The organism is Polaromonas sp. P1_G2, from assembly GCF_056405515.1.
Genome location: NZ_JBFUBY010000144.1, coordinates 1 through 10,374, shown reverse-complemented (window position 1 = coordinate 10,374; position 10,374 = coordinate 1). Strand labels below are relative to the sequence as shown.

11 protein-coding genes are annotated in these 10,374 nt (G+C 67.7%); 7 read left to right on the top strand and 4 right to left on the bottom strand.

Annotation, left to right across the window (positions count from 1 at the left end; translation table 11 throughout):
• From AC1D0P_RS15310 to AC1D0P_RS15300, 3 genes are all read left to right on the top strand, one after another.
• On the top strand, positions 1–872 hold an 872-nt coding region (locus AC1D0P_RS15310), incomplete at its 5' end, for a four-carbon acid sugar kinase family protein (protein WP_477677524.1).
• A gap of 172 nt (positions 873–1,044) precedes the next feature.
• Entirely contained in the window at positions 1,045–1,599 is a 555-nt protein-coding gene (locus tag AC1D0P_RS15305; protein WP_477677523.1) for a Spy/CpxP family protein refolding chaperone, read from the top strand.
• 157 nt (positions 1,600–1,756) lie between these two features.
• Positions 1,757–2,827 (top strand): flavodoxin family protein, encoded by a 1,071-nt coding sequence (locus AC1D0P_RS15300; protein ID WP_477677522.1) that lies wholly within the window; start codon positions 1,757–1,759, stop codon positions 2,825–2,827.
• A 107-nt stretch (positions 2,828–2,934) separates the two neighbouring features.
• Here AC1D0P_RS15300 and AC1D0P_RS15295 read toward each other — a convergent pair whose 3' ends face one another.
• Positions 2,935–3,435, bottom strand: a complete 501-nt coding sequence (locus tag AC1D0P_RS15295) for a hypothetical protein (RefSeq protein ID WP_477677521.1) — start codon at positions 3,433–3,435, stop codon at positions 2,935–2,937.
• A 128-nt stretch (positions 3,436–3,563) separates the two neighbouring features.
• Positions 3,564–3,896 (bottom strand): hypothetical protein, encoded by a 333-nt coding sequence (locus AC1D0P_RS15290; RefSeq protein WP_477677520.1) that lies wholly within the window; start codon positions 3,894–3,896, stop codon positions 3,564–3,566.
• Positions 3,897–4,390: 494 nt separating this feature from the next.
• Between AC1D0P_RS15290 and AC1D0P_RS15285 the strand changes: the two genes are divergently transcribed.
• The 4 genes from AC1D0P_RS15285 to AC1D0P_RS15270 all read left to right on the top strand — a co-directional run bounded on the left by AC1D0P_RS15285 (position 4,391) and on the right by AC1D0P_RS15270 (position 9,241).
• Positions 4,391–5,194 (top strand): endonuclease/exonuclease/phosphatase family protein, encoded by an 804-nt coding sequence (locus tag AC1D0P_RS15285; protein WP_477677525.1) that lies wholly within the window; start codon positions 4,391–4,393, stop codon positions 5,192–5,194.
• A 2-nt stretch (positions 5,195–5,196) separates the two neighbouring features.
• Positions 5,197–6,492 (top strand): cardiolipin synthase ClsB, encoded by a 1,296-nt coding sequence (gene clsB, locus AC1D0P_RS15280; protein ID WP_477677519.1) that lies wholly within the window; start codon positions 5,197–5,199, stop codon positions 6,490–6,492.
• Positions 6,493–6,499: 7 nt separating this feature from the next.
• Entirely contained in the window at positions 6,500–7,516 is a 1,017-nt protein-coding gene (locus AC1D0P_RS15275; RefSeq protein WP_477677518.1) for a lysylphosphatidylglycerol synthase domain-containing protein, read from the top strand.
• A 255-nt stretch (positions 7,517–7,771) separates the two neighbouring features.
• Positions 7,772–9,241: a UdgX family uracil-DNA binding protein gene (locus AC1D0P_RS15270; RefSeq protein WP_477677517.1), complete on the top strand. Its 1,470-nt coding sequence runs from the start codon at positions 7,772–7,774 to the stop codon at positions 9,239–9,241.
• A 37-nt stretch (positions 9,242–9,278) separates the two neighbouring features.
• On the opposite strand, the gene AC1D0P_RS15265 is transcribed toward AC1D0P_RS15270, so the two are convergent.
• Positions 9,279–9,767 carry a hypothetical protein gene (locus AC1D0P_RS15265; RefSeq protein WP_477677516.1) on the bottom strand — a complete coding sequence of 163 codons (489 nt, stop codon included), beginning with the start codon at positions 9,765–9,767 and terminating at the stop codon, positions 9,279–9,281.
• A 152-nt stretch (positions 9,768–9,919) separates the two neighbouring features.
• A complete protein-coding gene (locus AC1D0P_RS15260) occupies positions 9,920–10,342 on the bottom strand; it encodes a PPC domain-containing DNA-binding protein (RefSeq protein ID WP_477677515.1) in 423 nt (140 codons plus the stop codon).
• Positions 10,343–10,374: the final 32 nt, after the last annotated feature.

Below are 10,374 nucleotides of genomic sequence, written 5' to 3'. Positions count from 1 at the left end.
CCGCCGTGCACCGCCTGGACCGTCACCCCACCATGAGCCGGCACCCCATCACGCCCATGCACGAGGCCGACCTGCGGCGCCACCTGGCCGCGCAGGGCCTGGCGCAAGTCGCCGGTATCGCCTACCCCGACTACAGCCAGGACGCCGAAGCGCTGGACCGCCAGCTGGCCGGCCTGCTGTCGCGCAAGCCCGACGCGGTGCTGCTGGACGTCGCCGACGACAGCCACCTGGCCACCGTGGGCCGGTTGATCTGGCAACGCGCGCAAGCGCAACGCCTGCTCGCCACCGGGCCCAGCAGCGTGGTGCAGGCCCTGGCCGCGCACTGGCAATCCGGTGCCGAAGCGGCGGCGCCCCGCATCGCCGCCGCAACAGGCCCGGTGCTGGTGCTCGCCGGCAGCCTGTCCCCCGTGACGGCGCAGCAGGTCCAGGCCGCCAGCTCCTACCGGCAGGTCGCGCTGGACGCCGCCCGCCTCACCGCCGACACGGCCTATGCCGGGCAGATGTCGGACCAGATCGCCGCGCTGCTGGGCCAGGGCCGCCACGTACTGGCCTGCACCGCCGCCGACGGCCAGCCCTGCGACTGGCCAGTGGACGGCCGCGCGCTCGCGCAGGCCAGCGGCGCCCTGCTCAGGCGCGTGCTGCGGGCCGTRCCCCTGCGCCGCCTCGGCATTGCCGGCGGCGACACCTCCAGCCTGGCCGTGCAGGCGCTCAAGGCCTGGGGCCTGTCCTATGCCGCGCAACTCGCGCCCGGTGTCGCCCTGTGCCGCCTGCACAGCGACGAAGCCGCGCTCGACGGGCTGGAGATCATGCTCAAGGGCGGGCAGATGGGCGGAGAGGACCTGTTCGAAACCCTGCTGTACGGCACAGCCTGAGGACAGCAGGAGCCCCAACACCGGTGAACATTCAAGAAACTTTACAAACCCTCATCGCCTGGGCAACGGCGGGGATACGAGCACCACCACACTTGCTYTCAACCTGAAGCCAAAAGCCGTATGTCACGGCAGCGGATTTTTCAGGCATCTTCTCCCCTGAAAGGAAGTTCCCATGAAATTCGCATTCAAGCCCTCCGCTTCCCTCAACAGCCTCGTCCTGGCCGGCCTGCTGGCAACGGTGGGCGCCGGCGCCATGGCACAAACACCTCCCGCAGCGCCCGCGGGCTCGCCGCCCGCAGCCGGCAAACCCGCCGGCCCGCATGAAGGCCGCATGGGCCGCCACGACCCCGCCAAAATGCAGGCCATGATCGCCAAGCACCAGGCCGAACTCAAGGCCAAGCTCAAGATCACGCCGGCCCAGGAAGGCGCGTGGACCAGCTACACGGCCGCCATGCAGCCGCCCGCCCACGGCGCGCGTCCCACACCCGAGCAGCGCGCCGAGTTCGACAAGCTGACCACGCCCCAGCGCATCGACAAGATGAAGGAAATGCGCACCCAGCGCATGGCTGAAATGAACGCCGCCATGGACAAGCGCGGCGAAGCCACCAAAACCTTCTACGCCGTGCTGAGCCCCGAGCAGCAAAAGACCTTTGATGCCGAGCACAAGAAGCACGGCCCGCGCGGCGGCCACCGTGAGCACGGCGGCCCGGCACCGCAAAAGGGCTAAGCCACCGGCGCGCTGATCGCGCTGACCCCAAGCCCGCACCGTGACCCGGTGCGGGCTTTTTTACGTCCGCCCGTTTTCGCCGGACGCCGCCCAAAGCCCGCGTAGGACGCTGTCGAATGCCTTTATTCGCGCCGCCCAGCCTCACTAAACTGGGCCCATGAGCGAAGTCCGCAAAGGCCAGGCACCGGCCGTCCTGTCGCGCGATGCTTTCCACGAACGTTTCATGCAATCCTTTGTGGACCCGGCCTTTCGCGCCGAAGATGAAGCCCTGGCGCGGCTCGAATCGCTGGCCTGGGATGCGTACAAGGAAGGCCGCAAGGCGCCCCTCACACGCAAAGCCGGCGAGGGTTTTGCCGACCCTGATTACGACCTGTCGACCGAATGGCTGGAAACCCGCGCACGCCTGCAGAAGACGCAGGCTGTATGGGAAAACCCCGCCACGCCGTCCCGCGTGCTGCTGGTCTGCGGTTCGGCCCGCAACGACGGAACCTGCCCCGGCGAGATCTCCAAGACCTGGCGGCTGCTCAACACCGCCAAAACCGCGCTGGAAGGCGCGGGCATGCACGCCGACGTGCTGGACCTGAGCCTGCTCAGTTCCGATTACCAGTTGCGCATCCATCCCTGCAAGGGCTGCGTCTCCACCGCCATGCCTTTGTGCCACTGGCCCTGCAGTTGCTACCCCAACCATGCGCTGGGGCAGACCGGCGACTGGATGGCCGAGATCTACGAACGCTGGACGGCCGCGCACGGCGTGCTGATCCTCACACCGGTGTACTGGTACCAGTCGCCCAGCCCGCTCAAGCTCATGATGGACCGCCTGGTCTGCGCCGACGGCGGCAATCCCGACCCCACCAGCACCCACGGCAAAAAACCCGAGGAAGCCAAGGCGCTCGAGATGAAGGGCTGGGACTATCCCAAGCACCTGGCCGGCCGCGCCTACGGCCTGGTGGTGCACGGCGACGTCGCCGGTATCGAGGGCACGCGGCGCGGCCTCAGCGACTGGCTGGACTGGATGGGTTTGATAGACGCCGGCAGCCAGGCCCGGCTGGACCGCTACATCGGCTATTACGAACCCTATGCCACCAGCCACGACACGCTGGACGCCGACAAGGCCGTGCTGGCCGAGGTGCGCAACGCGGCCAGCGCGGTGGCCGCCGCCGTGAAGGCACTGCGCGCCGGCACGCTGTTGCAGCCCGACAAGGATTTTCCGCAGCCGCGGCCCAAATAAAGGGCAGCAAAAAGCCGGGCCGCGGGACATGCCCGCGCCCGGCTTTGAGGCATTGAAAATCTGGGCCGAACCGCCCGCAAACGGGCGGCCGGCCTCAGGTCCGGTTTTTAATGCGCGCCGCCACTGACGCCCGCGCCACCCTGGACACTGCCTTGCACGCCGCCCTGTAGGCTGCCTGCCGCACTGCCCACACCGTTACTCACGCCGTTGTAGGTGCGCCGGGCGCCGCTCTTCACGGCGTTACCCGTGCGGGTTGCCGCGCGTCCTGTGGCACGTGCGGTGTCGTCCACCGCACCGGAGACATTGGCACCCGCGCCTACACCTGCGCCCACCCGGCCGCTGGTCATGCCGGAGCCGCTGTCACCGCCGCCCGCCGCGTTCGCGCGGGTGGCGGCGTCAATATTGGCGTTCTGGCCGGCATTGACACCCAGGTTCACGCCCAGGCCGGCATCGGCATTGCCGGCAGCCCTGTTGCCACTCACACCGGCGCCGGCGCCTACACCCACACCGACCCCCAGGCTTTGCGCGAAGGCGCCAGGGGCGGCCAGCGCAGCCGCCAGGGTCAGCGCCACGGCGCCGGGAATCGAGCGAATCAAGAATTTGGACATTTCAATCTCCTTCAAAAAACGATGGCCTTGCCCCAAGGCAAACCACCCGGCAGGGCCGCAACGAAGACCGTTGTGGCCCGCCCATGCCGCTTCGCGTGGATTACTCCCCCCGAAGCAGGTGTGTTGTCTTACTTGGTACCGCCCACAGTGGGGCCTTGCGCACCGCCGGTCGAGGTCGCGGCCGCGTCACGCGCGGCGGAGTTCTKGGCCCGTTTGGCCGCGCGTTTCTCGCGCTTGGCGGCCTTCGCTGCCGCGCGATCGGCCTTGGCGGCTGTGCGTGCTTCAGGCGTCTTGGCCGCACCGCCTGCGGGGGCCGCCGTGTTCTGGTCCTTGGGCTTGGTCGTGCCCGGCGGCGTCGTGGTACTCGTGGTATCGGTCTGCGCCTGGACCTGCCCACCCATCAACAGGGCGGTTGCGATGGCAGCGGCTACGGGAATGGATTTCATCGAAAACTTCTTCATGGTCATTTCCTCTTCGGTTGGCCCCAGAAACAAGGCGTGTGGAACAAACAAGCCCTCATGCGATAACGCGATAACGGGGCTGATTTCAATTTAGGGGCCAAGCCAAGGCGGACGTGCCGGAGAGGCACGCCGCGCCATGTAGGACACTGCGCCCGCGGCGTGTGGTTGCGCAGGCGGCTTCCCAGGGTCGCTGAAGAGGCGCGCCAGCCGGGCGTACAAATAAGTTTTGTCCTACACCTTGGGCGAAAGCCGCGAAGCCACAATGTCCGTCAGGGTGTCCGGCGGGCGCGTATGCTGCCTCTTTGCCGGTATTGATATGTCCGCGCTTCCGGTTTTCCATCACCCGCCCTTTGCCTTTTGCCTCCCTTCTTATGCAGCCTTCCGTTCCCGACCCTTCTGTTTCAAGTCCTAACGGTGCCTCGCGCCGTGGTGCGCCCGACGCGCTGTCCGTCGCCGTACCCGTCACGCCGCCCAAGGCGGGCACGCAGGTTGACATGGCCGCCGTGGAGGCCGACACGCAAACCGCACTGGCCGCCGTGAGCCCCGAGTCCTCGTTCTCCTTCAAGGTGCTCACGGTCAACATCCACAAGGGCTTTACCTTCTTCAACCGCAAGTTCATCCTGCCAGAGCTGCGCGAAGCCGTGCGCAGCGTGGGCGCCGACGTGGTGTTCCTGCAGGAAGTGACGGGCACCCACGCCAAGCACGCCGACAAGTTCGACAACTACCCCGAAACGCCGCACTACGAATTCCTGGCCGACACCATCTGGCCGCAGTTCGCCTACGGCCGCAACGCCGTCTACACCAACGGCCACCACGGCAACGCGGTGCTGTCCAAGTTCCCCATCGTGCGTTTTGAGAACCGCGACGTGTCCATCAGCGGCCCCGAGCGCCGYGGCCTGTTGCACTGCGAACTGCAGATTCCCGGCCGCAGCGTCAACGTCCACGCCATCTGCGTGCACCTGGGCCTGATGGAAACCCACCGCGAGCAGCAGATGGACATGCTCTGCGAGCTGGTGCGCAAGGACATCCCGGCGCATGCCCCCGTGGTGGTCGCCGGCGACTTCAACGACTGGCGGCACCGCGCCCACGCGCGGCTCGAAAAAGGCGCCGAGCTGCACGAGGTCTTCGTGCAGGCCAACGGCCATGCGGCGCGCACCTTCCCCGCACGCCTGCCGCTGCTGCGCCTGGACCGCATCTATGTGCGCAACGCCATAGGCAACGCTCCCGTGGTGCTGCCGCTGCGGCCCTGGTCACACTTATCTGACCACGCGCCGCTCGCGGCAGAAATCGAGATCTAGACATGTCCAGGTGGGTGAGCGGCAACCAGTTCCGCCTGCTGGAGAACGGCGAGGAATTTTTCCCGCGCGTGTTCGAGTGCATCGCCGCCGCCAAACGTGAGGTCGTGCTGGAAACCTTCATCCTGTTCGAGGACAAGGTCGGCGAGGAACTGCATGCGGCCCTGCACCAGGCGGCGCGGCGCGGCGTGCAGGTCGACGTGACCATAGACGGCTACGGCTCGCCCGACCTGTCGCCCGAGTTCATCTCGACGCTCACGCGCGCCGGTGTGCGCCTGCATGTGTTCGACCCCGGCCCCAGGCTCTGGGGCTGGCGCACCAACCTGTTTCGTCGCATGCATCGCAAGATCGTGGTGGTCGACGGCGAGCGCGCCTTCGTCGGCGGCATCAATTATTCGGCCGACCACCTGGCCGACTTCGGGCCCCAGGCCAAGCAGGACTACGCCGTCGAAATCGAAGGCCCCATCGTCGCCGACATCCACAGCTTTGTGCGCCGCGCCCTGGCCGCCGGCCGGCGCAACGCCGGCGCCGAGCCGCCCGAGGGCCTGCGCGAGCGCTTTTCCAACCGCGCGCGCTCGTTCGCAGGCACCTGGCGCGGCGACAGCGTCCCCGCAGCGGCGGGCGAAGCCTCCGCGCTGTTCGTCACCCGCGACAACCGCAAGCACACCAACGACATCGAGCGCCACTACCGCGCGGCCATACGCACGGCACGCCATCGCGTCGTGATCGCCAACGCCTACTTCTTCCCGGGCTACCGGCTGCTCAGGGAAATGCGCCACGCGGCGCGGCGCGGCGTGGACGTGCGCCTCATCCTGCAGGGCGAGCCCGACATGGCCATCGTCAAGACCGCCGCCAGCATGCTCTACCACCACCTGCTGGACGCCGGCGTGCGCATTTACGAATACTGCGAACGGCCGCTGCACGGCAAGGTCGCCGTCATCGACGACGAATGGGCCACCGTGGGCTCCAGCAACCTCGACCCGCTGAGCCTCTCGCTGAACCTGGAAGCCAACGTCGTCATCCGTGACCGCGCCTTCAACCAGGAGCTGGGCACGCGGCTGGCCGCGATCATGCAAAACAGCTGCAAGCAGGTGACCCGCGAAAACCTGGTCGAGCCCACCTGGTGGCGCACCGTGCGCAGCTATTTCGTTTTCCACCTGCTGCGGCGCTACCCGGCCTGGGCCGGCTGGCTGCCGGCGCACACGCCGCGCATCACGCCCGCCGGCCAGGACCTCCCCGCCCCCGCCGGCCCCACCGGCAGAGATGCCGAAGCGGTAAGCCAGCAGGCCAAAACCGTGTGAGCGCCTGATGGCCAGCCCCAACCCGCCCCCCGCCCGCGGCCCCTGGCGCAGCCGGCCCTGGTGGCCCTGGCTCAGGCGCGGCGCCACCAGCGTGTTCTTTGTGCTGGTGGCCGCCCTGCTGGTGTCGCAGGCGCGCAGCATTGCCTGGGGCGAGGTGCTCAACTCCCTCGAGAACTATCCGCTCACCGCCGCCTGGGGCGCCGTGGCCCTGGCCGCGGCCAGCTTCACGCTTTACAGCTGCTTTGACCTGCTGGGCCGGCACTACACGCGCCACAAACTCAGCGCCCCCACCGTGATGCTGGTGACCTTCACCAGCTACGCCTTCAACCTCAACCTCGGCTCGCTGGTGGGCGGCGTGGCCTTCCGCTTCAGGCTGTATTCGCGCCTGGGCCTGAAGCCCGGCGCCATCACGCGCATCATGTCCATCAGCATGCTGGCCAACTGGATGGGGTATGTGCTGCTGGCCGGCGGGGTGTTCAGCCTGCACCCGCCCACCCTGCCGCTGGACTGGCCGGTCACCACCGTCCACCTGCGCCTGGCCGGCCTCGCGCTGCTCGCGGCGGCCGCGGCCTACCTGGGCATCTGCACCTTCACGCGCCAGCGCCACTACGAGCTGCGCGGCCACACCCTCGAACTGCCTTCGCCGCGGCTGGCCGTCCTGCAGCTGCTGATGGGCGCCGGCAACTGGCTCACCATGTCCGGCATCCTGTACATCCTGCTGCAGCACCGCATCGAGTTTTCCGCCGTCGTCAGCGTGCTGCTGCTGGCCGCCGTGGCCGGCGTCATCACCCACATCCCGGCCGGTCTGGGCGTGCTGGAGGCGGTGTTCGTCGCCCTGCTGTCGCACCTGATGCCGCAGGCTGAACTGCTGGCGGCCCTGGTGGCCTACCGCGTCATCTACTACCTGGCGCCGCTGGGCATCGCCACGGCAATCTACGCGGCGATGGAAGCCCACGCCAGGAAACTCGCCCGCGCCGCCCGGGCGGCCCAGCCCCCGCGAAACGCACGCCCGGCCACACGCTGACAAGCCGGGCCCTGCATCCAGGCGCTTTCCGCCCGGTTTAGGCGCCAAAGCCACAGGCCGCCAGGGTTTTCGCCTTTACTTCTGTGTCCATAGCCCCAAAACACTGTATATTGATACAGTGTTTTGATGTTCCCTCGTGTTCTCTTTCCTGCCGATGCGACGCCCGCACCCAGGAAGTCGGCTTCTTTGCCTACAGCCGCGGTTGAACCCGCCGCCGCACCATGAAGTCTGACGTGAAGCAGAAAGGATCTTTGCATGGGCGTGATGAATGACCTGCTGACGACCGACCTCTTTCCGCAAGCCCCGCTGCCCGTCATGCTGCAGGGCCAGGCCGACTTCGAKGGCTTCCGCCGTGCCGCGCGCGGCCTGCTGGCGCAGCAAATGCTGCCCGAGCAGATCAGCTGGCACAGCACCGACAGCGCCGTCCAGGATCTTTTTGCCGCCGCCCGCGCGCCGGGCGGCGCCTTCCAAGACAAGGCCGCGTTCAACGGCGCACCCGCCGTCAGCGTGCCACCCGAATTCATGGCGCTGTGCCAGGTCGTCATCCTGCACAGCGACCCGGGCCGCTTCGGCCTGCTGTACCGCATCCTCTGGCGCCTGGTCCACGAGCCCGGCCTGCGGCAGGATCCGCTTGACGCCGACATGGTGAAAGCCGGCCGCATGGCCGAGGCCGTGCGGCGCGACATGCATGAGATGAAAGCCTTTACGCGCTTTCGCACCGTGCTGGACGACACCTTCCGCTCCGACCCCGAAGTCGGCCCGCTGCATGTGGCCTGGTCCGAGCCCGAACACCACATCATTGAAGCCGTCGCGCCCTTTTTTGAGCGCCGCTACAAACAAATGCGCTGGGCCATCCTGACGCCCGAGCGCAGCCTCGAATGGGACGGCGGGCAGCTGCGCTTCGGTCCCGGCGCCCAGGCGGCGGCGGCCCCGCCGCCCGACGCGGGCGAACAGCTGTGGCTGGCCTTTTACCGGCGCACCTTCCCTCCGGCGCGGCTGAAACCGCAAGCCATGCACAAGCAGATTGCGATCGGGCCTGAGCAGTTGAATGCGGAGTGCGCCGCAACGCCAGCCAAACGGGAAAGAGGGGAAAAAGAACCAGCAGAACCCAAAGAGCCCGCGGATGGCACACACATCATCGAGCTGGTGCGCTCGCGCACGGCCCTGCAGCGCGCCACCAACCGCTGCCGCGAGTGCCCCATCGGCGAACACGCCACACAGGCCGTGTGCGGCGAAGGCCCGCGCAAGGCCAGGGTCATGCTGGTCGGCGAACAGCCGGGCAGCCAGGAAGACCTGGCCGGCAAGCCCTTTGTAGGCCCCGCCGGCCACCTGCTGGATCGCGCGCTGAGCGAGCTCGGCATAGGCCGCGACAAGGTCTTCGTGACCAACGCGGTCAAGCACTTCAAGTTCGAACTGCGCGGCAAACGCCGCATCCACAAGACCCCGGCGCAGCGCGAGATCGCCGCCTGCCTGCACTGGCTGGAAGACGAGATTGCCATGGCGCAGCCCGAGTTGCTGGTCGCCCTCGGCGCAACCGCCGCCCGCGCCCTGCTCGGCAAGGCGGTGCCGGTCATGGCCAACCGCGGCCAGATCCTGGAACGTGAAGACGGGCGCAAGGTGCTCATCACCCTGCACCCCTCCGCCCTGCTGCGCGTGCCGCCACCCGAGCGCGAAAGCGCCTACCGCGAGTGGCTGCACGACCTTTCACGCATCAACCCCCACTGAGCGAACAGAACAGTTCAGGCCGCGTGCCCGGCCATCCTTAACGCGTGCTGTCGCGTGGATCCGGCGTGCCCGGCTCGGTCGCCGGCCGCGTGGTCGAATCCCGGGGGTCGACAGGCATGGGCTGCGCGGGTTCGCTGGCGACGGCGCGGCGTGCCGGGTTGCGGTTCAGGGGGTTCGCCAGGGGCCTGCCCGGATTCGTACCCGTTGCGCCGCGCGTGCCGGGCACCCCGGTGGCGGTATTGCCGCCATTGATATTGGTGCCGCCCGTGCCGGTGCCCGTGTTGGTATTGGTGCCCGTGGTGCCGGTGTTGTTGCCGTTGATGGTGGTGCCCCCGGTGCCGGTCCCCGTGTTGGTGTTCGTGCCCGTGGTGCCGGTAATGCCTGTATTACCTGTCGTACCCGCGGCGCCACCCGTGGTCTGCGCACCCACGGGCGAAAACCCCAGGACAGCCGCGAGCGCGGCGGACAAACATACGCCGCCAGAACGAAGACCCAGGTGCGACAGACTGCTGTTCAACGCTTTCATGACAACTCTCCTGTTTTCCGGCTTGAACACACCGGATTTTCACCACGCATGCGATGGGATCCATTCAATCTACGTCCGCTGTGACGCCCCCGTCACTGCCCGCAGGCTCATACAGCTGTGCGAAGAGGCCTACATCAAATGCGACGCCGTTTTCACGCTGAAGGCCCTGCCGGCCTCGCCACCAACTCCTTGAAGCCGGTCTGCGCATCATGCTCACGCGTGAACACCCAGCCCGGCAGCGGCGCCAGCACGATCTCCGCCGTGGTCCGCACAATGCAGCCCGGCATCACATGGCCGCCCCGCATCTCGCCGCGTGCTGTTGCCACACAGGCATGCAGGTGGACGCCGTCGGGGCTTAGCGTGCCCGACAGCGTGATCAGTTCCAGTGGTTCTTGCAGCACCGTTCCGTCGGGCTGGCCGGCGTAACGGAGTACCGCTTGGGACAGGCTGCCCACTGCGGAGATGATGCAAGCCGCCGTCGTGTTCTGGCCGGCTTGCAGGTCGGCGAAGGCTTTGGTCAGGCTTGTGCGGAGATCTTCTCCGGGGTGGAGGCGGAGGACTTGGGGTTGGGGCATGGGGTTAGGGTAATGGTGGAGCTGTTTTAGTT